Source organism: Vibrio sp. 10N.286.48.B8, assembly GCF_003050085.1.
In the GTDB taxonomy this organism is placed as follows: domain Bacteria; phylum Pseudomonadota; class Gammaproteobacteria; order Enterobacterales; family Vibrionaceae; genus Vibrio; species Vibrio crassostreae.
Window position 1 is genome coordinate 68,529 of sequence record NZ_PIGD01000010.1, and the last position, 23,455, is coordinate 91,983.

The following is a 23,455-nucleotide window of genomic DNA, read 5'->3' on the forward strand; positions in this document are numbered from 1 at the left end:
AAAAAGGCAGAAGAGTTTCCTCTTCTGCCTTCATATTATTTACCGCTCTACTGCGTATAAATTGCAGTAGATTTTAGCTTAGAAAGCCTAGCGTTTTTCTGTACGCATACCCATTAGCAAGCTCACACACATCAGTAATAGAATGATGGTGAATGGCAATGCCGTCGAGATTGCACCCGCTTGCAGAGCTTGTACTGCTTCAGTACCACCAACCCACAATAGAGCGACAGCAATCGCACCTTCAAGGAACGCCCAGAACACACGTTGAGGCACAGGCGTATCAACTTTACCACCCGCGGTGATGCTATCGATTACTAGAGAGCCTGAGTCAGACGATGTAATGAAGAAGACTAAAACCAATACAACCGCAATGATTGAAAGCAGAGTACCAAATGGTAATACATCAAACATTTGGAACATCGCTAGCGATACATCGGTTAAACCTTCTTGACCAAGAATACCAATGTTATTCACGATTTGGTCAATCGCCATACCACCAAACACTGACATCCAAATGATAGTCACGGTAGTCGGTACAATCAGTACTGCTGTGATGAACTCACGAACCGTACGACCTTTAGAAACACGAGCGATAAACATACCTACGAATGGTGACCATGAGATCCACCAAGCCCAATAGAATACCGTCCAACCGTGTAGCCAAGCTTCATCTTCACGGCCGTGAGGGTTACTCAGCGGAATGATGTTTTCGATGTATGCCATCAATGTTGTTGGGATTGACCCCAGCGTCACTGCATAACCGATTAGCGCAACTAAGATCAGCAGTAAGAAAGCTACTAGCATATTGATATTACTGATAACTTTAACGCCACCATCAATACCACGAAGTACGGAGACAACCGCTAATAAAGTCACCACTGTAATAACAATGACTTGCAGCCCTAAGCCCGCTTCAATACCGAATACATGCTGAATACCACTTGCCGCTTGTTGTGCACCTAGGCCAAGCGATGTCGCCAAACCGAATAGGGTTGCAAGAACTGCAAGAATATCAACAATGTGACCTGCCCAGCCCCAAGCTCTATCACCTAAGATTGGGTAAAAGATAGAACGAATTGAAAGAGGTAATCCCTTGTTGTAAGAGAAGAAAGCAAGTGACAATGCCACTACACCATAAATCGCCCAAGGGTGCAGTCCCCAGTGATACATGGTTGCACCTAGTGCTAGCTTAGCCGCTTCTGGTGTATTCGCTTCAACACCTAACGGCGTTTCATACCAACCTGTGTAGTAAGCAGCTGGCTCCGCCACACTCCAGAACATCAAACCGATACCCATACCTGCAGCGAACAGCATGGACAACCAAGACATGAATGAGTAATCAGCGGTTGCATCAACGCCACCTAGGCGGATTTTACCAAATGGAGAAACAATCAAGCCCAAGCAAAAAATAACGAAAATGTTACCGGACCAGATGAACAGCCAATCAAATGAATTGATAATTTGCCATTTAACACCATCTAGTGCTGCCTTTGCTGAAGCGGTATCTGTAAGTAGAACACCGATCAAGAATAAGGCGATAAGTCCCGCACTGATACCAAATACTGGGTTATGTACGTCGAAACCCCATTTTTGGACGTTATCCTGACCAACAGTGTAATCGGTACTGTCGATACTGTATTTATCTATACCTTTAGTCATTATCCCTCTCTACGGAATACTACTAATATCCCTTACTTACCTGTGACCCAATCACAAACTCGAACCTACAATCCAAGTAGTACAAGCTGTTGTCACAATAATTCAAATACTTGGATGTCTGAAGTTTAGCAGGTTAAGTTGTTGTTTTCAGTAAACCAGAATCGGTTCGATGAAATTACAAACAAAATCCACGTAATTACTCAAGTTTATGACGAAAAAAAGGTCGACCATGCCGACCTTTTTATCAAAAATACTTTCAACTCAAAGCATTTTGATGCTTAACCAATTGATTTTCAGTTCGTAAACCTAACAATAAGCTTAGGCACATAAGCAATAATATGAAGGCAAATGGTAGCGCCATTGATACCGTTCCAGCTTGTAATGCTTGAATAGATTCCGTACCACCAACCCACAATAGAACCGCTGCAATCGCACCGCCCATCAACGCCCAAAATACGCGTTGTGGAACAGGGGCATCGACTTTACCGCCAGAGGTAATACTATCGATAACCAATGAACCTGAATCAGACGAGGTGATAAAGAACACCATAATCAACCCAATCGATACCACTGAAAGCACAGAGCTCATTGGCAGTGCATCGTAAGTATGGAAAAGAGAAAGTGTAATATCTTGCAGACCATTCACACCAATCTCACCCACCTTGTTCGCCACTTGATCAATCGCGATACCACCAAAAATAGCCATCCAGATGATGATTACGGTCGTTGGGATGAACAATACAGCAACGATGAATTCACGAATCGTACGACCTTTAGAGATACGAGCGATGAACATGCCTACGAATGGAGACCAAGACATCCACCACGCCCAGTAGAATACCGTCCAACCTTGCATCCACGTTTCATCATCACGACCATGAGGATTACTTAAAGGAATGAAGTTTTCAATGTAGCCCATTAGAGCGGTTGGGATAGCTTTAATACCCGCCATGCCACCAGCGATGGTTACGAAGATAAGCAAGCCCAAAGCAACCAGCATGTTGACGTTACTTAGTACTTTTACGCCACCATTGATGCCACGAACAACGGACATTGTAGCTAAGAAAGTGACCACTGCGATAACAACCAGTTGCATTCCAATACCGCCATCGGTACCAAATACATGGTTAATACCACTTGTTGCTTGTTGAGCACCTAAACCCAGTGAAGTTGCAAGACCAAACAGTGTTGCAAGCACAGCAACGATATCAACAATATGACCAAACCAACCCCAAGTTCTATCACCTAAGATAGGGTAGAAAATAGAGCGAATTGATAGAGGTAAACCTTTATTGAAGGTGAAGAAGGCAAGCGCCAAAGCAACAACAGCGTAAATCGCCCAACCGTGAAGACCCCAGTTGTAGATGGTCGCGCCGAGCGCTAACTTCGCCGCTTCAGGAGAGTAAGCTTCAACACCTAATGGCGTTTCATACCAGCCAGTGAAGTAAGCCACTGGTTCAGCAACACCCCAGAACATTAGGCCAATACCCATTCCCGCGGCGAATAACATCGACATCCAAGATAGGTTTGAGTGCTCTGCTTTGGCATCATTGCCACCAATACGTATCTTGCCATACGGGGAGACAATGAGGGCAAAACAGAAAATAACGAAGATGTTTGCTGCCCACATGAAGAAACCATCGAAGTTACCGATGACTTTCCATTTGATTCCATCAAGCGCCGCTTTTGCGGTTTCAGGGTCTGAGACTAGAAGTGCCAACAGGAAGATAATGATCGCCCCTGCACTGATTCCAAATACTGGGTTATGAACATCAAAACCCCATTTCTGAACGTTATCTTGTCCTACTGTATAATCGGTATTTTCAATACTATACCTATCTTTTACAGGCTCCATGCTTCCTCTCTAATTTGCAGCGCACTGTTTGCAACATTGCATTCGGCGCTTAAATTTCGAAATGAAGAATATCAACCTGTCGCAAAAATACTAAAAAACCTCCATAAAGGAGGCCTAAATTGCACATTTAGTAATTAAATTACACATTTAGTAATTAAATTACACATTTAATGTAATTTAGCGTAAGATCAGTCCACAAGCCCGGAGCTGACTGCGTATTTAGCAAGCTCTGCTGTAGAGTGAATGTCCAGCTTATGCTTAATATTCTGCCTATGGGTTTCGACCGTTCGATAGCTGATATTCAGTGCCTTCGCGACCTCTTTACTGCTCTCCCCTTTTGCGACTAATTTCAGCACAGCCTCTTCACGTCTGCTCAATGGATTCTTCATAGATGGCGTCGGAGTAATCGGCTGAGTAAACAAATTCTGCGTTACTTTTTCACAGAAATAGGTTGAGCCTTGATTGACCGTTTTGATTGCCTGCACCATTTTTTCAGCCGAAATCTCTTTCAACATATAGCCGACCGCCCCCGACTGCATCACCTTCATAATGTATTCACGGTTGTTATGCATGGTCAGCATCAACACCTTGGCTTCAGGGTCTTCTTCTTTAATCAGGTGGGTCGCATCAATACCATTCATGATGGGCATGCTGATATCCATCAACACCACATCAGGGCGCAGCGTTTTCACCATCTCAACCGCTTCTAATCCGTTACTGGCTGTGCCTATCACGCTAATATCAGGCTCGAGTTCTAATCTCGCCATAAAGCCATCCAGTACGACTTGGTGATCGTCAGCAATCACAACTCGAATAACTTCACTCATTCACTAATCCTTCTAGTGTCAGTAACACCGTAATTTCCGTTCCGAAACCAATCTCACTCATCAACTCAAAATCACCGCCAATGAACTCCACTCGCTCTCTCATGTTACGCAGCCCGATCCCTCGTTTTTCCATCGCTTTATAGGTATTGAAACCGACACCATTATCTTGGATAAGCAGTTGCAACACGTTACCAATTTGCTGGGCGATAACCGTTACTTTGGTCGCTTGTGCGTGTTTCTCTATGTTATTCAGGGACTCTTGTACCACTCGATACAAGGTCGTTGCGGCTTCTGATTTTAACTTACCCGGTTGAGTGCTAAATAAAGTTTCCACCTCAATGCCGGAGTGCGCCTGAAAATCTAATAACAACGAAGACAATGCCGCTTCTAAGCCTATGTCATCCAGTGAACTTGGGCGAAGTTGATGTGAAATGTGCCTCACCTCTTCAATCGCTCGCATCAGTGAATGCTGTGACTTATTCAAATGTGCTTTGAGATCCTCACTCTGTAGCTTATTACCGAGTAGCTCTAAGTGACAACGACTCGACACTAATAATTGGTTAATACCATCATGTAACTCACGTGCTAGGTGTTTCTTCTCGTCTTCTTGGAACATCACCGTCTTATGCGCCAGTTCTTTGAGGTTGTTATCGGCAATACGATGTTCATGCATGTTGATGGCTAAGGTAAGCACGATAATAACCGCCACCGTCACACTCAAAATCACCACAATAGAAAAGAACGTGGTTTCAATATTCTTGTTTATCTCAGCCTGCATTGAAGCCACTTCTTGGTGCACATCTTCAATATACAAACCGGTGCCAATCATCCAATCCCAGCGTTCTAGCCATGCGGCGTAACTCAACTTAGACACCACTTCACCCGTCGATGGCTTTTGCCATAAATACTGGTGAAATCCTCCGCCCGTTTGTGCCTCTCTTAGCAGGGCTTCTATCAGAAAGTCGCCATCCTCGTCTTGCAGTTCAAGTAGGTTTTGACCAATCAATTCAGGCTGAATCGGATGAACTAAATTGGTTCCGTGGCGATCGTAGGCAAAGAAATACCCGTCCGACCCGTATCTAAGTTTAGACAATATGGCTCGAACTTCCGTTTTGGCTTGAGCTTCTTGGATGTCAGGGTCGTTGTAGATGTGCTCAATGGCATCGAATGCTAGGTCTACTGTGTCTTTGAGGGCGTTTTCACGTGACTTGATTAAGCTGTCTCTGAAGATTTCGACCTCTTTCGCGCCCAACGTTTTAGTTTGGTGTAACGAGATCCAACTAATACTCGCCGTTACCAGTAGCAACGGGAGCAGCGTCAGCAAAATCAGCTTGGCTTTTAGAGGCATTCCTTTTCCTCACAAAAAACGGCTTACTGAACATCAATAAGCCGTTTTATTTTAGCAATTTATCGTTAACCCTTGAAACATATCATTCACATTCTTGGCTTCACTCACATTCCATAGAAAGATGGGAAAGCGAGAAGTGATCCAAGTACGAGGATTTGAATCAGAATGAACGGCATCACACCTCGGTAGATGTCCTTAGTCGTCACGCCTTTCGGTGCTACGCCTTTTAAATAGAACAAACTAAAACCAAATGGCGGCGTTAAGAAGGAAGTTTGTAGGTTCATCGCAATAAGGATAGCGAACCATGTCATGTTGATGCCCATCAGTTCAGCAACTGGCGCAATGATCGGCACGATGATGAAACAGATCTCTACGAAGTCGATGAAGAAACCCAGAATCAGAATCACCAGCATGGTAATGATCAGGAAGCCCCATTTTTCACCTGGCAGTTGTAGCATCCACTCTTCAACCAGATAGTCGCCACCAGTGTAGGTAAACGCCATTGAGAATGCCGTTGCACCCAACAAGATAGCAAATACCATCGCCGTTACTTTCACCGTCTCTTTCGACGCCTCGTACACCATCGACCAACTAAATTGACCGTAAAGCAGTGCAAGTATCATCGCACCCGCGCCACCTAATGCGGCTGACTCTGTTGGCGTAGCAACACCTGCGAAGATAGAGCCCAGTACAACAATGATTAACGCTAGAGGCGGAAGAATCGCTTTCAGCGCATTAAACACTTCCTGCTTACGGCTGATGGAGTCATCACGTTCAATAGGTTGAGCCGCTTCAGGGTGTAGCTTTGCGTATATCAAGATATAAACGATGTACGCGCCGACCAGCATCACGCCTGGCCAAATCGCCGCTTGGAACAAGTCGCCTACAGGAACACCTAGAACATCACCCAATAGAATCAATACGATGGAGGGTGGAATGATCTGCCCTAGCGTACCAGACGCACAAATAGTGCCGCAGGCTAAGCCTTTGTCGTAATTGTACTTGAGCATTACAGGTAGGGAGATAAGTCCCATAGCAACAACAGAAGCACCAACCACGCCAGTAGAAGCCGCAAGTAGTGAACCTACTAATACGGTTGAAATCGCGATACCACCACGAACGCCGCCAAACAGTCGCCCCATAGACTCAAGCAACTGCTCAGCAAGCTTGGTCTTTTGTAGAACGAGCCCCATAAAAACAAACAATGGAACGGCCATCAGCACCGTGTTTTCCATAATGGATTGAATTCGATATGGCATGAAGGCAAACATTTCAATGCCCTCAGCCCAAACACCAAAGATTAACGCGATACCACCAAAGGTAAACGCCACTGGGAAGCCAAGTAAAAGCGCAAACAAGGCTACGAAAAACATTACTATTCCAATCATGTTTAGCCTCTATTTGTTATTGGCATGGATGAGATGGGGATTAAAAATCTTGTTCAGTGAATGCAGGATCAAACCTACGCCACTGAGTGCCATTAAGAAGAATGACAGTGGGATCATGGCTTTGATGATCCAGCGATACGGCAGGCCACCGGGATCGCCTGAGGTTTCACCCAGTTCATAGCTCTCTTTGGCAACATCGATACCAAACCAAGCCACCAGCAAACAAAACGGCAGTAAGAAGATAAGTGTGCCTAGCAGGTCAATTATCGCTTGTGCTTTAAAGCTCAGTTGCTCGTAGAACACGTCAACTCGAACATGACCACCCGCTTTGATGGCATAAGGAACACCTAATAGGAAAACGGCTGAGAAAAGGTGCCATTCCATCTCTTGGAAGGCGATAGAGACATCGTTGAATGCATATCTCATGACAACGTCATACACGACGTTGGCGATAAGTAAAATAAACAACATACTGGAAAGCCATCCCAGTGCATCACCGATACGATTAAACAGGCGTTCAATATAAATTAGACTTCGCATTCCCGACTCCATGGAATTTGAAAAGACATCTTGCAGTACAGCTAACCCAACTAAAAACGATTCAGTTTATAGCTAGCAATAGGCACGACGTAGAAAGGGTTCTTGAGCATTTAATTATTATGTTTTAAATAAACCCGCCACTTGCTCACTCTTAGCTGCCTAATATGGGAAGCTTTGGGTTCATTTAGATTCAGTTCAACAACTGTCGACTATTTCGCTTGGCTATTTAAGTAAGCTCTATGTGAAATATCCGTCCATGAACGAACTTGCTCTAGGTAGCTTGCTTGTGAAGCTTGAATCTCTTTTGCTAACTCATCTTTCTCAGCATGTGCAGCAAGTAGGCGATCGTTCGCTTCTTTCAGTGCAGACATAACCTCTGGCGGGAAATCTTTCACTTGTACATCTGGGTATTCTGTTTTCATTGAAACCCAGTTCTTACCACTTTCGTGCGTTGCTTGTGTGTACATGTCGTAAGCCGCAGTACGCATTGCAACACGCAAGATTTCTTGTAGGTCTTCAGGCAGCTTGTTCCATGTGCGTTTGTTCACTAGGAATTGAAGCTCTGAACCCGGCTCATGCCAACCTGTGTAGTAGTAAGGCGCGATTTTGTGGAAACCCATACGTAAATCCAGTGATGGACCTACCCACTCTAGTGCATCAATCGTTCGGCGCTCTAGAGACGTGTATAGCTCACCTGGGGCAATGTTGGTCGGTTTAGCACCTAGCTCAGCAAGAATCTCGCCTGCAAATCCTGGGATTCGCATTTTAAGACCTTGTAGATCTTCAACACTGTTGATTTCTTTTTGGAACCAACCACCCATCTGGATATCCGTGTTACCACCTGGGAATGACATCAAGTTGTGTGGAGAGTAAACCTGCTCCATCAACTCCATACCACCACCGTGATAGAACCACGCGTATTGTTCTGCCGGCGTCATACCGAAAGGCATAGAAGTGAAGTAAAGAGTGTTTGGAACTTTACCTTTCCAGTAGTAAGAGCCTGAGTGACCCATGTCGTATTGACCAGACTTAACCATGTCAAAAACGCCAAGAGGGGCTTTGTGTTTGTTTGCTGAATCGATTCTGATTTGCAGTCGACCATTCGACATCTTCTCAGCCATCGCCGCCATGTTCTTCGTAGCATCACCGAAAACTGGGAAGTTTGGTCCCCACGTTTCTGCAAGCTTTAAACGGTAAACCTTATCAGCGGCTGTAGCACCAGTAGCGACCAAAGCTAAACAAGCCGCAGCGGTTACTGCAACGTTTTTAAAAACTCGTGTGAGGGAGTTAGAAATGAGACTCATGTTCACGTCCTTTGTTGGGTTAACACTCTTTCTATGAGCATTTTTTATGATTCAACATAAGAGTGCACCGTGATGAGGCAACAAGATATCAGGGAGAGCACGCACGCATGGCGTGAGCAAAGTTACGTATTAGACCAAAGGATTAAGTAGAACTACGTAGGAGATGATTGAATAGTGTCGATTTTAAAGGAGTTTGGATATTCACCAAGGGAATGCGTATTGATAAATACCTAAGTAGTTATAATGAACCGCGATTAACAATTGATTCCCATTTCGTGATGAAGCTCTATCCATTGCTGCATTTTAGGGAAAGTCACCCGCGCTTTTTAGTAAGGCGCCCTACTTTAGGGCTTGCTGATGAGAAGCAAAGCTAGAAGTTAAAGTGAACAAGTTAAACGGTAGATTGGAATGGGAATAACCAGTAAATGAGAATAAGCGATAAATGAGAATAAGCGATAAATGAAGTTTATGACAGATACAAAAAAGCCTCGATAATCGAGGCTTAAAAACTTAACGAAGCGAATATAATCCCGCGGGATTAGATAGCTTTGTAGATAACCTTGTTACCTGCAAGTTGCTCTTTCGCTACTAGGTTTTCTTCAAGAAGTTTTTTCAATGCGCCTGTTGCCCATGAAGCTGCTTTCGCGTCTTCTTGACCAGCTGCTAGGCCGATACCTTTAGGGTTAATGCCTTCAGCATTGCTAACAACGATGTCTAGAACTTGTTGTTGCTTAGGAGTCAGTGCTACTGCAACTTCTTTAGTTGCTGCTACTGTTTTCTCTACCGCTGGTTTTGCTGCTACAGTTTTTTCTGCTACAACTTTCTCTGCGACAGGCTTCGCTTTTTTCGGCGTTGCCACTGCTTTAACTACAGCCGCTTTAGTGCGTTTCTGCAGTTTAGCCTGCACCTTACGCTTATGAGCAAGTCTCATTGAATATTTCTCCAGTTCACTGCTCTTTTCGCAGTGGTGAAAATTTGAAGCGCGATTTATACCAAAAAACAGGAGCTATTTGTAGAGTGAAGCGTCGAAAGTCGACGAAAAATACCGATATTGTCTACTAGCGTCTATTATTTAAACATCGACTTATCAATTCAGGGTCATATACACTGGTTATCCATCCAGACAAAAATATGAAAACTTGGTGTTGCCTATGGACACTCGTCACCTAACAAATTTCTCTTTGCCCTCGTTCACACGTTCGTACCGTATTCTCGCCGTTATTTTAGGCTTCGTTTGCTTGATCATTGCACTCTACAGCGACAATCCAAAGTTACTGATCGTGGGTGCATTTTGCATTATTGCCCTACTAGGAACTGGCTATTATTTAATGTTGCGCAGCAGAGTGATGTTCACCCTCACACCGACTCATTTTCAACAACATTTTTATAAAGGGGGCTGGGTCTTAAAGTGGAACAACATCCAAAAAATTGGCCTTTGCACCTATGAACAAGATGGTTGGCACCAACCTCTGCCTTGGATTGGTATCAAGGTTAAAGATTACTCGCCCTACCTCGATTCGATCTGCCCCAAAATCACCTGTGAGTTATTGCTGAGCCAACGAGCACTTTTGTATCTAGGTGCTAAACAAGCGGGAAAAGAGTCAAACTTTGAAGATATGGTTTTAGACTCATCGCACTACCACACTCGTTGTACCGAAAACGGGTGTGTTGAATTGAGCCAATATAAAGAATCAAAGAGTAATGACGAGGTGCATTTCAACGCTCAACAAGCACAAATGGATGCGGATTCACACGATGAAGCAAATAATCAAAATGCGATAATCAAAGACTATTCAGGGTTACAGGCGATGCTCGCCAACAGGATGAAGTACCAAAGAGGCTTCCACGGTTATGACATTTTCATATCAACCCATGATTTGAATATTAGTGGAGAAGAGTTTGTTGGCCTGGCTCGACGCTACTTGGCGGCTGCCGAGCGTCTTTCTGATTAAAATTAAACAGGTTTAAAAATAAACTCGCACGCTAATCCACGATGAACCATAAAAAAAGCTTAGTTTTCATAAGAAAAGCTAAGCTTCATTTTCAATCGTTCTTCTATTAAATCATAGACCTAGTACAGAGGCATTTCATCCGCTACGAACGGGTTTGATGCACGCTCACGACCGAATGTCGATTCAGGGCCATGACCCGGAACGAATGTTACGTCACTGCCTAGCGGCCAAAGCTTAGTCTTGATTGAAGCGATAAGTGTATTGAAATCACCTTGTGGGAAATCAGTACGGCCAATTGCACCGTTAAACAACACGTCACCTACAAATGCTATACGTGCTTGCTCACTGAACAGTACAACGTGACCTGGCGTGTGGCCCGGCGTGTGAATCACATCGATAACTTGGTTACCAAAAGTCACTTTGTCGCCCTCTTCTAACCAAGTGTTTGGTTCAAAGGCTTTACACAGTGGGAAACCAAACATTTGGCTTTGATTCTCTAGGCCTTGCAACCAGAAATTATCAGCCTTATGTGGGCCAACAATTTCAACGTTCAACATCTCTGAAAGTGGCACCGTACCACCAACATGATCTAAGTGACCATGAGTCAGCACCAAGTTCACCACCTTCACACCCAGCTCTTCAATGATCGCAGCTAGCTGTTGGATGTCGCCACCTGGATCAACAACGATGCCTTCCATGGTTTCATCACACCACACAATCGAGCAGTTTTGAGCGAAAGAGGTAACAGGTACAACTTGATACTTAAGAGACATATACAAACCTTAGAGGGCAAACTGAAATTTGGGCAAACTATGACATTGGATGTCTACTTTGACAAGTGCCTACCGCTTCAGTTCACCACAGAGCCTAGAGCTACCAGCTTCGTACTGGACCAGTATCAATATGGATAAAGTTGCTACGCGCATAATAACCCACACCACCTGCGTTCAGGCTTTTAGCTACGTCTCTCAGCTCTTTCAGATCAACACCATCAATACGGAAGTCGATTGCTTTACCTAACATATGGTAACTCTTTTTAGCCACACCACTCGACTTAGAACGAAGTGCTTCATTGGTCGCTGGAGAACGGTAACCAGAGATGATCTGAACTTCTTTTTGAATACCCAACACGTTTTGAATCTGAGTGATCTGATCAAACAGGTTCTTGTCCATTGGGTGAATTTCATTACGACGGAAATCGCGACATAGTTTGCTAAGGCGTGCCATTTCGTCACCGACATAGTTAGTGCCATCGAAATAACAAGTCTCTAAACGTTCACCAGTGTGAAGATTGTTCATGCTAATCGTTCTTGGTTGATCAGGGTATGAAGCAAAAGCGATAGAAGGAGTAAGAGAGGCGACAACAGCAGTACCACCAGCGTAAGTCAGAAACTGACGGCGTGAAAATAAACTTTGAGACATACAGCAAAAAACCAATTAGATCGAACGAAAAATGCACGATACATAATGGTATTTGCTGCGTCAACGTACAAAAACCGCGCAAAACGTTAGTATTTGTAACCTTTGTACGGTTAGTTATTGATACTCATTATAATTTTATCAATAGAAGCTTGGTTGTCATTTTTTGGTCAAGATCACCTTAGTTGAACTCATTTCAATCAACCACCCTCTTTATCATATTGGTAGATATCACCGCGGTACTGTATGCCGCCCTCTTCAAACAACACGGTTTGATAGATGATATGCACTGGAATCCGCTTCTTGAGGCGAACCTTAGTATTCGGAGCGAGGTCAGCATTTTGGTTCGGGACTTTCCTTACCTTAGTGGCAAACAATAACTCAGCCAGTTCTTCTGCGTGTTCAACACGTATGCAACCTGAGCTATAAGCACGGAAGTCGTCATTAAACAGGCCTTTACTTGGTGTATCGTGCAGGTAAATGGCTCGCTTATTAGGTGTGTTGAACTTATACAAACCTAATGCATTTCGCGAGCCAGCCTGCTGACGCATCCGATATGGAAACGAATTGAAGTTGATTGTCTGCCAATCGATCTCTGTGGTGTCGACCGTTTCCATTGAACGCCAACCGTCAATCACTTGGAAGTTGTTCGTTTCAAGGTAGCTTTCGTCCGCTTTTACTTTAGGCAGTATGTCTTTGACCATGATTTTCCATGGCACATTCCAAGTCGGGTTTAGAATGACAGAATCTAGGTTTATCTCTAAAAGCGGTGTTTTTCGCGATTTTCTTCCCACGACGACTTTAGACTCAAACACCTCTTCGCCATCTTCCCAGTACTTCATGTCAAAACTCGGCACGTTAACGACGATGAGAGAATCTCGGTCTCTTGGCCACAAACGAACACGTTCAGCATTCAGAGCCAATGAGGTTAATCGATCATCAAAGCCCATGTTGATCCACTTTATCGTGTCAGGGCCGATGATCCCATCGTCTGTAAGACCGTGCATACGCTGGAAGGACTTAATCGCCGTTTGCAGATCTCGATCGAACTTAGGGAAATCGACCGCGATCATCGAAGTATCAACACCGACCAAGGCAATACGTTCAACAAGAATGGCTTTATCTGAAAGCTGGTCGCCCAAGCGTTTCAAGCCTTTCTGTCTGTACCGATCAATCTTGAGCTCGGACGCGGTTTCTAATACTGAATAAGTCGCCTTGAATTGGTCGAAATCCCCCACTGGCGGTGCGTAAGACAACACCATCTCCAATAAGTAATCATTGGCGACACTGCTTTTCAGTCTCATCAGAATATGGGGCGAAGGCGCTGGTAATTTGGAATGTAGCTTACCCGAAAAGTACCACTCCTTACCGGCAAGTGGCGCATTTTCAACGTAGCTTAGGTAGTAGATAAAGGTATCGGTAAGTAATATGTCCAACTCTTGCCATTGAGCGTAGGATTGATAGTGACGGATTTGCTTAAGTTGTCGTTCAAAGAGCGGTGCCATTTGAGCTTGTTCGAGAAGCGACAATTGAAATTCAAACGCTTTAACCAGTTCTGGCGAATCCCAAAGGATAGGAAGAGAAGTGTCTTGATAAATACTCTGGGTAAGCTCTGGATAAATCAGCATAAAAGAGAGCTCTGAATCAGCCGGAATGAAACGGCTCTCGTCAGAACTCGTATAGCTCCATGCGTGCACAGAAACTAACACCAATAATCCACAGAAGTATTTCGCTAACATGCTTAACTCCATCCCCATAATCTAATAAGTATGGCAAAGAAATTCGAGTAAGCATGTTAATTTTTAAGGTGCTATATGCATCAAATTGACGACCAGTGGTTATCCCACTGAACCGTAGATTGCTGGGTCGATTTCTCATGAGGCTTTCGCTGGCTAACCACACTCCCCGCCCCAGAGCTGAGTCGAAACTCTCCATCAAGTAACACGGCACCAGAGGCATCAGATAGCGCAGAAAGTTCGACTAACTCTTTACTCTCTTTGGACCAAATACCGTAGCAGTTGCCTCTTGGCGAAGTCGCAATAATCCAATCATCTGACGCCGCAATACTGGCGATATAGTGATTGAACCTTGCCCATTGCTCTGGCTCTGCGTTCAGTGATTCAAACTGCCCGCCTTTAGTATGCATCGCCAATAGCGAAGGATACTCATCTGGTTCACCACGATATTGCTGGCCACAAAGCACGGTTTCAGCACCATCATGGGCTAAGTGTCGAATGCTCAGCTTCTTATCCAACAATTCAACCTGATCAAGCAGCGCACCTTCAGGAGAAATATAACTCAAGCTCGGCTGCATCGAATCTAGGTTTTTCGGTGTTCTACCATCAGTATGAACGCCACCAACGCCGATCGCGAGATTACCATCCGGCATGATGATCACTTCATGAGGCCCAATACCAAAACCGCTGAACTCTTCGACCTTACGATAGCCTTGCGCGACATCGTAAACGCCAATCACACCTTGGCTTCTGTCCGTTTTCCCTTCAGTGGCATACAGTAACTTACCATCTAATGAGTAAACGCCATGACCATAGAAGTGACGGTTCTTACCTTTCACGACCATTTTGATCTGCTGACCGTTTTTATAGTCAAACACCATAAAATAGTCACCAGGACGACGAGCAAAAACCACCGCATGTGATGAGGTTGGGCAAATCGCGACGCCATGACCACGATCTGGAATCGGCAGTTGACTCAATGGCATTCCATATTCGTCAGCCACAACCGCTGAATATTGACCTCGCCCATTCAGCGCACATCCTATCAGTTGAGGATCATTAGATGAGCTCACAGCACCAGAGCGACTAGCGCAGCCAAACGGAAGCAATGGAACAGCTGCACAACCCAGTGCAGCCTTGAGTAGCGTTCTTCGCGTAGTATCAGTCACCATCGGTAGCATTAAATCCTATTACCACGCCAAGCTCTATCGCCACTTCTTCATGAATCAGGTACTTCAAACGTTCTAGTTTGTTGTATTGAGTCAGCACATCTCGGTAGCCCTCTTTACTCTGCAATAACTCAAACAAGCTTGAGTCTGTAGGCCAAGTATCTAGCGTCAATGTGAACTGGTCAGCAACACGGTCAGCAAGATCGTTTAAGCCCTTCTCTCTCAACAAGCCGTCTAGGCCATTGCCATCGGCAAGGTACAAATTCTGAAGTGCTGCTACATTCGCTTTTAGTTGAGTCATCGAGGTTTGTGCACGCCATGATTCTGAGAAGTAAGGACGCGGATGACCAATTTTCGCCATCGGGCGACTCAGCTTTTTCATGCTGTAATCAAGCTGGTTAGTCAATAGAGCGATGTATTCAGATTCCCAACGCATCTCGTCTAGCGCTAGCCACGGGTTAACCTGCCAAGCTTCAGCAATAGAGGCCGATTTCATTGCCAAGTTTTGTGCGATAGCTGGTGAAGATAGACAGCCTGAAGCTTTGTCTTGAAGCAGTGGAGATTGCTCGTCGTACAGAGACCACTCCAAGGCGCCAAGCCCCTGAACGGTCACACTTTGCTGTGCAATTTCGTCTTGTGACCAAGCTTTATCTTGCTGAGTCAGCTGACGCATTTTTAGACCTGTGGTGTTCTTTTTGTCTGGCCAAAACTGAACATTCCAGCTCTCTTCCAGTGCCGCTGTTGGGCCTCTTTCTTGACCTTGTAGTGCCATCCAACTGTTCATTGTAAGCTGCCACTGAGCTTTCAACGTATCAAGCTCAACACTATTGGTTTGGCAGTAACCCTGCATCAAGACTTCTAGTTCACTGGCTTGCTTGGCAAATAGAACTGCAGAATCAAACTCTTGTTGATAGACACTGCGACTAATATGATTTGCCGTGTCGGCTTGATAGGACACACCGTTAACCTCAGATGAAGCAGTCTGCTCACCCGATGATTGACAGCCTGCCATGATTAATACCGACAAAGGCATTAACAAAAATTTATGTGTCATGCTGTTACCTTACTTCCTAATTTTTCTTTTAATTATATGAGTTCACTAAATATGAAACGACCGCTGAGCTCGTATTCCTACAAGTTCAGCGGTTGTGTTCTTTAGGTTAGCTGAGTAGTTAAACCGCTAAATCTCAGTCCGACTACAGCGAGTTCAAAAACGCCAGCAGTGCTTCACGCTCAGTCGCATTCAAAGACAGTACGTTTTGTTTTGCCATTTCTGCTTCACCGCCATGCCAAAGTACCGCCTCCATAACGTTTCTTGCACGACCATCATGAAGCAGGAACGTATGACCATTCACTTCTTTGGTATAACCTAACCCCCACAATGGCGTGGTGCGCCACTCTTGACCGTTAGCCAGATACTCTGGGCGATTATCCGCTAGGCCTTCACCCATATCATGCAGCAGCATATCGGTGTATGGGCTAATTAACTGATTAGATAATGCTGGCAGACCTTCTCGCTCTGCCGTGCGGAACTCAGCTTGATGACAGCTTTGACAGCCAACGTCTTTGAACAGTTTTTTACCTTGCACGACAGCAGGGTTATCAACGTCACGACGAATAGGTACTGCTAAGTGCTGCGAATAGAACTCAACAAAATCTAGGATGTTGTCGCTGACTTCTGGCTCACCGCCATTTGGGAAATCATCACAAGTCGATTGTGCAGATGTGCAGTTTTCGTTCGGGAATAAGCTGCTTGTTAGGCCTAAGTCACCATTAAATGCCGCTGCATTTTGCTGCATCAGGTTTGGCTGACCAGCTTTCCAACCGAAACGTCCCAGTGCCATTTCATTGGTGCGAACATCAAGAACGTAATTGGCTTTACCCGATACGCCTTGGTTATCCGCTGCTTGTTGCTTAGCGAAACCAAGAATCGTCTCTTGAGGAATACTCTCGAGCAGACCCAAACCGATCATTGGTGGAGCAACACGAGCTGAGAATTCTGTTTTAGGGTGCATTTCACCGAAAGCAAGTTCAGTGATCTTCAAAGAAGGTTTACGCAGAGTAACAACCGTGCCGTCTTTAAAAGTAACAGGCACATCTGTGTAACTGATGTTCACCTTGCCCTCTGGTTTTACCCCTTGGAGTGCAAAATCTTGCAACTGACCGCCGTATGTAGGCTCAGGAATGCCACCATCGCGAATAAAGGCTTGTCTTTGCTCTGGCGTTTCAGCCGGAATGCTCAAGCGAACCAACATGGATACCGCGTTCTCATCGCCCTTTTCTGGCGCGTGACCACGACCATCTTTGATGTGGCAGTTTTGGCAGCCGTTGGTGTTAAATAGTGGTCCTAATCCATCACGAGCATCAGTTGATGACGGTGCGGGAACCCAAGGGTTTCTAAAGAAACTGTTGCCTACGCTGAAATCTAAGCGTTTACTCATTGGTAGGTTGGCTGCGGGAAGGGAAAAAGCGTTCGCCCCCTCTTTCTTAACGGTCGTTTTGCCGCCAGAGTAAGTTTCATGGGCATGTAATGGCGATAAGACAAACAGTGCGGTTAATAGTGAGGCTGATAGATACGACTTCATACATTGCCTTGCTGTGTTTTTTGGTTTTAGTTTTTATGTGGGTGTGGCTTTCTTGAGGATCAAACAATTAAGGGCTCAATGAGAGCCCTTATATTTATTTTTGGCTCAGGTTCTTAGAACTCGTGATCAGCCGTGTCTGGGTTTAGGCTATCAATGCCAATCACACCAGCAGCACGCTCAATTGCAGCTGTTTGAGATACTAGAGCAACAATTGTTTTGTTTACTAATGCATTACCTGCAGCGTTGTCAGCAGCGATTAGCTGGTCAAAGTGCTGGTTGTTTTTCTCAGCCGATGTTACTAGCTGGCCTACTTGTGCACGTGCTAGGTCAAACTGCTTTTGAATCTCTTTCGCAGCTTGCTCGTCTTTTTGCTCAACTAGGTCAAACAGGCTTGGACCTGAAAGCAGAGTGCCGTCTTCACGCTTATATAGACCCGTGTAAACGTTGTAGATGCCTTGCTCGTTGTAGTAGTGAGAGTTGTGCGTGTTATCAGAGAAACAATCGTGCTCGTCTTCAGTAGAGTTTGCTTCTAGTGCAACCTTCATACGCTCACCCGCTAGTTCACCTAGAGACAGTGAACCCATGCCGAATAGCATTTTACGTAGGCCATTTTCGCTAGATTCAGAAAGCAGTTCTTGACGGTAGTTACCTTTCTCACCTTCAGCCCACTGCTTTTCCATCCACTCTAGGTCTTGGATAAGCAGCTCAGCAGATGCTTTTAGGTATGCGCCACGACGGTCACAGTTACCGTTAGTACACTCAGCACCAACAACGAAATCAGTGTAAGCACGCTCACCTGCGCCGCTGTTTGTACCGTTTAAATCTTGGCCCCAAAGTAGGAATTCAATTGCGTGGTAGCCAGACGCTACGTTCGCTTCAGAACCGCCGATCTCGTTCAAGTCTGCGATTAGCTCTGGAGTAATGTTAGTTGCATCAACCGTAGTCTGACCAATTTGGAAAGTCTTATTAGCCACGATGTTTGCGCTAGCGCCTTCGTTACCAAGCTCATATTGGTAATCAGAAGATACGTAGTCAATCAGACCTTCATCTAGTGGCCATGCATTCAGTTGGCCTTCCCAATCATCAACAACAACGTTGCCGAAGCGGAATACTTCTGACTGTTGGTATGGTACGCGAGACTCAAGCCAAGCTTGTTTTACTTGTTCGAAGTTGCTAGCAGAAGGAGAAGCTAAAAAGGTATCAATAGAAGAGTTCAACGCTTTTGCTGTAATTACTGAATCGGCAAACACGGCATGAGCAATATCTGCATAGTGTTCTACAACTTGATCTTGAGTTACTGCTGCAAAAGAAGAAGCAGAGGCAAAAATGAGTGACGAAGTTACTGCTTTTGTCACTAAAGATTTAATGGTCATGAAGCATCCTTGTTGAGCTTTAAATTATTATTCGTAGTAATAGTGCAAACCATTATCATTTGCACTACGGATTGGAATAATACAAACTTATAATTTTATTGCAAGATAAATACAAAAAAACCTCACATATGTGAGGTCTTTAAACATTTTTATGTTAAGCGCAACAAGTAAGCGAATCAGATATCCAGGTTATGCTTACCGTGTGAGACTTTCGCTTTCAGGTAGCTCTCATTACCCGATTTGATATGAGCAGAGGTATTCACCACTTCTTCAATCTCAATACCAAAGGATTTAAGTTCATTGATTTTCTTAGGGTTGTTGGTCACCAAACGGATTTTTGTAGTACCTAAAGCGCGTAACATTTCCGCTGCTTCAGTAAAATCACGTAAGTCATCACCAAAGCCTAGGTGGTTATTGGCTTCGTAAGTGTTCATACCTTCGCTTTGCAGGCGGTATGCATCGATTTTGTTGTATAAACCAATACCACGACCTTCTTGGCGTAAGTAAAGAATCACTCCACCCGTCTCACCCATAATTCTAATGGTTTCGTCTAGCTGCTCGCCACAGTCACAGCGAGATGAATGGAAAACATCACCAGTCAAGCACTCAGAGTGCATACGAACAAGAGGTATATCTTGTGTCTTATCTGCTGATTTAAATATCACAGCAACATGCTCTTTGTCTGTTTTCAATCCATGAAAAGACAGGAGTTCAGCATCAATACTGCTTGTTACCCCTACTTTGAAATCTATTCTGGCACGCACTTCCGCCATAACTATACTCACTTGAAAATTCGATGTATTTAACAACACTACATTATATGTCTAGGCAATATTTTGTAGCTAACTATCTAATGATAGACACTATGAGGCTGTTAACAATTTTTTTCAAGGTCGACCATGCTCAAATTGTTATATTATAACAATAATTTTTCAGGTAACAAAAAACCCCACATTGGAATGACCAACATGGGGTTATAAATTAATCAGTTGCGGCTGAAGTTACGATTTTTACAGAACGTTCAGCTTACTTGGGTTTGCTTCCAGATGACAAGTTGAACCCAAGCGTTCTCTAATTCAGTTAACTCTTCTTGAGTAAGCGTAGAAATGCTCGATTTTGCACTGTATTTTTCTGCCCATTTGTCAGATCGGACATGAGTATGGAACTCTTTCTTTAAATTTGAGATTACGTTATCCACAGACACATCCTTATATAACAGTGCTTAGCCTTTATAATCCTTTAATGTTACAAAATACAGGTCAATTGGTAAACAGTAATACATAATTTTTATGAGCTCTTTCTAACACTTTTTACTGATAAATATATAAATAAGAGAAATAATAGGCTTGGAAGTAGCCAAAGTAATAAGTTTGAAACACTCATTGCAGGTTTATAGAGCACAAATTCGCCGAACCTTTCTGTCATATATTGAGTGATTTCATTATTACTCTGCCCTGCTTTCACCATTTTGAATACAACGAGACGTAAGTCTTTTGCTATCGGAGAGTTCGACTCAATCAGGTTTTGGTTCTGGCATTGCGGGCAACGTAGCGTTTTAGCCAATGTAATTGCGCGCTGCTGCTGTTCAGGGTTTTCAAACTCGAATAGTTCAACTTGAATACTCGTGTCTTTATTACTGGCTGTAAACAGGTCTTCCGCCAAAGTCGGAAAACTAACAAACATAAGCGTAGACAGCATAACGAGTGTTTGTATTAAAGACTTCATCATCCATTCGCACCATCAAAATACATCGCAAGTTCTTCTTGCCATACAGATTCATTGACCACGCCCAGTAACTTCTTAATGATTTGGCCTTCAGCATCGACTAAATACGTCTCAGGAGTACCGATTACGCCCAACTCTAACGCTAGCTTACCTTGAGGATCACTGATCACAGTAGAGTACGGATTGCCATCGCTCAATAACACATTGATTGCTGCCGCAGAGTTATCTCGATAATTGAGCCCAATAATTGGAATACCTTTATCATTAAGTTTGAGTAAAAAAGCATGTTCGGTTTTGCAGATACCACACCACGACGCCCATACATTCACTAGTTGATAAGGGTGCTGAGTGACATCAGTCAACGTAATTTCCTGTTTGCTACTGATGCCTTCGCTATTGACTAACGCAGCAGACACGAATTCAGGAAATGCCCTCTTCTGCTCCGACACAGTCGTAGATTGCTGCTTATTATTGAGTGCAAAGGCAAAACCCAACACCATCACTAATGCCAAGACAATTAACGTGATGAGCTTGTTACGAACGCTGGTATGCATACTGTGACGCCTTAACGGTTTTCTTTCTACGATGAGTTAATGAGAGTAAAGCGCCGAGAATGGAGAACAACCCACCAAACCAAATCCAGCGCGCATACGCTTTGTACTGAACACGGAATACATAGGCTATTGAGTCTACTTTCTCTCCCATGGTGATATAAACATCGCCATGCCAGAACCACTTCATTGCAGGCTCACTCATGTTCATAACACGAACTTGGTAGTGTCTTCTTTCTGGCGCGATGGAAAAGCTTTGCTCGCTAGCATCTAATTCGAGTATCGCTTTTTCTGCAGTAAAGTTGGAGGCGACATAGAGCTCGGTATCACGATGAGAAAGCGTCCAATCCATGAATTCCACCTGTTCACCTGGGCTTAATTTATAGCTACGCTCAAACGAGTGGTAACTGTTCATAGCAGCACCGACAGCCAATACCGCGACTCCAACATGCGCAAAGGTCATCACCCATACTTTACGTTGGAACTTGGATCTTCGCGTAACCACTAAACCATAAACGTGCGTCAATAAAACCCAGAATGCCAGCCCCCAAGTCAGCAGCACCATCACTTGTAGATGTCCCTGTTCCACTTGCCAAGAATAACAAATGTACCCAAGCACAAATGACACCACAGCTAACGAGGCAATCACGCCTTTAGTTGCTTGAGGTTTGATACTGAGCAATGGAGCTAAGCCAACCACGCCAAGGGCGAGTAACGCTAAAGGTGCAATCAACAGATTGAAGTAAGGCGCACCGACCGATATGTTACCCAATCCAAGTAGTTCAAATACCATTGGATAGAAAGTGCCGAAAACAACCACGGCTGTTGCCAGCACAAAGATAAGTACCGCAACTAAGCTCAAAAAGCTTTTGCTGGCGAAGCTGGTAATCGGATTAGATTCAAAAGATTCACCTCTGACGATAAACAGAGAAAATGAACTTACGAGTACCAGAACTAATATAAGCAGCAGTGCAATACCTTTAGTTGGGTCGACAGCAAAAGCATGTACCGATGTTAGTACTCCAGAACGAACAATAAAGGTGCCTAAGATACTCAGGCAAAACGTAATGAAAGCAAGGCTGAGAGACCATTTTAGGAGCTGTTGTTTGCCCTTTGCAACACCTAGGCTGTGCAGTAATGCGGTCGAAGTAAGCCACGGCAACAAACTGGCATTTTCAACAGGATCCCAGAACCACCAGCCGCCCCAACCTAATTCGTAATACGCCCACCACGAACCAAGAATGATCCCTGCAGTTAAAAAGATCCAAGCGACGAGACACCAACTGCGACAATGGGAAACCCAATCAAACTCAATAGGATCAACCAATAAGGCCGCAACAGCAAACGCCAGCACCACAGAAAAGCCGACATAGCCAAGGTAAAGTAATGGAGGATGAAAAATCAGGCCGACATCTTGCAGCATTGGGTTTAGGTCACGCCCTTCTAGCGGCAAAATCGAATTCATTTCAAATGGGTTTGATGCGAATAAGGTGAACCAAGCAAATATCGCGAGCAGTAGATTCATTACCCACAACACACGGCTTTGGTATTCATTCGAATAGTGTTTTTGTAGGGCAATCACGCCAGACCAAACGCTAATCGTAAGTACCCAAAATAACAAGGAACCTTCATGGCCAGCCCATACGGCTGCTAGCTTAAAAAATGAGGGTAATTGAGTATTTGAATGTTCAGCGACATATAAGATAGAGAAGTCATCACTGACAAAGGCATAACCAAGCAATACGACAGAAGTGAGAGAAAACAATGCACTTGAAAGAGAGAAACTACGGATTAAACCTATATTTTGCGTCCGTTTGTTTAGCATTTGATAAAACGAATGCACACCAATAATGCTGCTAAGAACAGCGACCAACACCAAACTAAACAGCCCCAAAGAACCGACCATATCACCTCAATAAGGCTCCGCTTGAGCAGAGCCAAGTTAAACAATTGTTCGCTTATACTGTTCCAATAAACAGGAACCAAGTAAGCAGATGACCAGTATCCAACATCTGCTTACTTGA

21 protein-coding genes are annotated in these 23,455 nt (G+C 44.3%); 1 reads left to right on the forward strand and 20 read right to left on the reverse strand.

Annotated elements, in window-relative coordinates:
• Positions 1–87 precede the first annotated feature (87 nt).
• From CWO08_RS13125 to CWO08_RS13160, 8 genes are all read right to left on the reverse strand, one after another.
• The gene (locus tag CWO08_RS13125; protein WP_048659559.1) at positions 88–1,659 is read right to left on the reverse strand and encodes a BCCT family transporter; all 1,572 of its coding nucleotides are present in this window, start codon (positions 1,657–1,659) and stop codon (positions 88–90) included.
• Positions 1,660–1,915: 256 nt separating this feature from the next.
• Positions 1,916–3,514 carry a BCCT family transporter gene (locus tag CWO08_RS13130; RefSeq protein ID WP_108020607.1) on the reverse strand — a complete coding sequence of 533 codons (1,599 nt, stop codon included), beginning with the start codon at positions 3,512–3,514 and terminating at the stop codon, positions 1,916–1,918.
• A gap of 188 nt (positions 3,515–3,702) precedes the next feature.
• On the reverse strand, positions 3,703–4,341 hold the full coding sequence (locus CWO08_RS13135) for a response regulator transcription factor (RefSeq protein ID WP_108020608.1): 639 nt from the start codon (positions 4,339–4,341) through the stop codon (positions 3,703–3,705).
• Positions 4,334–5,689, reverse strand: a complete 1,356-nt coding sequence (locus CWO08_RS13140; protein ID WP_048664744.1) for a cache domain-containing protein — start codon at positions 5,687–5,689, stop codon at positions 4,334–4,336. The genes CWO08_RS13135 and CWO08_RS13140 overlap by 8 nt, the downstream gene beginning before the upstream one ends.
• A 104-nt stretch (positions 5,690–5,793) precedes the next feature.
• Positions 5,794–7,077, reverse strand: a complete 1,284-nt coding sequence (locus tag CWO08_RS13145) for a TRAP transporter large permease subunit (protein ID WP_029235146.1) — start codon at positions 7,075–7,077, stop codon at positions 5,794–5,796.
• 9 nt (positions 7,078–7,086) lie between these two features.
• On the reverse strand, positions 7,087–7,617 hold the full coding sequence (locus tag CWO08_RS13150; RefSeq protein ID WP_048659564.1) for a TRAP transporter small permease subunit: 531 nt from the start codon (positions 7,615–7,617) through the stop codon (positions 7,087–7,089).
• A gap of 209 nt (positions 7,618–7,826) precedes the next feature.
• Complete coding sequence (locus tag CWO08_RS13155; RefSeq protein ID WP_017060957.1) at positions 7,827–8,921, reverse strand: TRAP transporter substrate-binding protein; 1,095 nt, start codon at positions 8,919–8,921, stop codon at positions 7,827–7,829.
• Positions 8,922–9,459: 538 nt separating this feature from the next.
• Positions 9,460–9,852 (reverse strand): hypothetical protein, encoded by a 393-nt coding sequence (locus CWO08_RS13160; protein WP_004740184.1) that lies wholly within the window; start codon positions 9,850–9,852, stop codon positions 9,460–9,462.
• Between the two features lie 220 nt (positions 9,853–10,072).
• Between CWO08_RS13160 and CWO08_RS13165 the strand changes: the two genes are divergently transcribed.
• Positions 10,073–10,873: a DUF2982 domain-containing protein gene (locus CWO08_RS13165; RefSeq protein ID WP_102432396.1), complete on the forward strand. Its 801-nt coding sequence runs from the start codon at positions 10,073–10,075 to the stop codon at positions 10,871–10,873.
• A 119-nt stretch (positions 10,874–10,992) separates the two neighbouring features.
• On the opposite strand, the gene CWO08_RS13170 is transcribed toward CWO08_RS13165, so the two are convergent.
• The 12 genes from CWO08_RS13170 to CWO08_RS13220 form a co-directional block, all read right to left on the reverse strand.
• Entirely contained in the window at positions 10,993–11,646 is a 654-nt protein-coding gene (locus CWO08_RS13170; protein WP_102432395.1) for an MBL fold metallo-hydrolase, read from the reverse strand.
• Between the two features lie 100 nt (positions 11,647–11,746).
• Positions 11,747–12,295 carry a YcbK family protein gene (locus CWO08_RS13175; protein WP_102432394.1) on the reverse strand — a complete coding sequence of 183 codons (549 nt, stop codon included), beginning with the start codon at positions 12,293–12,295 and terminating at the stop codon, positions 11,747–11,749.
• A gap of 197 nt (positions 12,296–12,492) precedes the next feature.
• Positions 12,493–14,031 carry a murein L,D-transpeptidase gene (locus CWO08_RS13180; protein ID WP_102530454.1) on the reverse strand — a complete coding sequence of 513 codons (1,539 nt, stop codon included), beginning with the start codon at positions 14,029–14,031 and terminating at the stop codon, positions 12,493–12,495.
• A gap of 80 nt (positions 14,032–14,111) precedes the next feature.
• On the reverse strand, positions 14,112–15,200 hold the full coding sequence (locus CWO08_RS13185) for a DUF1513 domain-containing protein (RefSeq protein ID WP_108020609.1): 1,089 nt from the start codon (positions 15,198–15,200) through the stop codon (positions 14,112–14,114).
• Positions 15,190–16,251 carry an imelysin family protein gene (locus CWO08_RS13190; protein WP_107898972.1) on the reverse strand — a complete coding sequence of 354 codons (1,062 nt, stop codon included), beginning with the start codon at positions 16,249–16,251 and terminating at the stop codon, positions 15,190–15,192. Before CWO08_RS13190 ends, CWO08_RS13185 begins: the two co-directional genes overlap by 11 nt.
• Positions 16,252–16,393: 142 nt before the next feature.
• On the reverse strand, positions 16,394–17,782 hold the full coding sequence (locus tag CWO08_RS13195; RefSeq protein WP_108020610.1) for a di-heme oxidoredictase family protein: 1,389 nt from the start codon (positions 17,780–17,782) through the stop codon (positions 16,394–16,396).
• 113 nt (positions 17,783–17,895) lie between these two features.
• A complete protein-coding gene (locus CWO08_RS13200; RefSeq protein ID WP_048669253.1) occupies positions 17,896–19,155 on the reverse strand; it encodes an imelysin family protein in 1,260 nt (419 codons plus the stop codon).
• 176 nt (positions 19,156–19,331) lie between these two features.
• Positions 19,332–19,928 (reverse strand): GTP cyclohydrolase II, encoded by a 597-nt coding sequence (ribA, locus tag CWO08_RS13205; protein ID WP_009848836.1) that lies wholly within the window; start codon positions 19,926–19,928, stop codon positions 19,332–19,334.
• A gap of 248 nt (positions 19,929–20,176) precedes the next feature.
• The gene (locus CWO08_RS24005; RefSeq protein ID WP_017063565.1) at positions 20,177–20,353 is read right to left on the reverse strand and encodes a hypothetical protein; all 177 of its coding nucleotides are present in this window, start codon (positions 20,351–20,353) and stop codon (positions 20,177–20,179) included.
• Positions 20,354–20,442: 89 nt separating this feature from the next.
• Positions 20,443–20,883: a heme lyase NrfEFG subunit NrfF gene (gene nrfF, locus CWO08_RS13210; protein ID WP_048669252.1), complete on the reverse strand. Its 441-nt coding sequence runs from the start codon at positions 20,881–20,883 to the stop codon at positions 20,443–20,445.
• Positions 20,880–21,434, reverse strand: coding sequence for a DsbE family thiol:disulfide interchange protein (locus CWO08_RS13215; RefSeq protein ID WP_108020611.1), 555 nt, complete (start codon positions 21,432–21,434; stop codon positions 20,880–20,882). Before CWO08_RS13215 ends, nrfF begins: the two co-directional genes overlap by 4 nt.
• Complete coding sequence (locus CWO08_RS13220; RefSeq protein ID WP_108020612.1) at positions 21,415–23,337, reverse strand: heme lyase CcmF/NrfE family subunit; 1,923 nt, start codon at positions 23,335–23,337, stop codon at positions 21,415–21,417. Before CWO08_RS13220 ends, CWO08_RS13215 begins: the two co-directional genes overlap by 20 nt.
• Positions 23,338–23,455 lie beyond the last annotated feature (118 nt).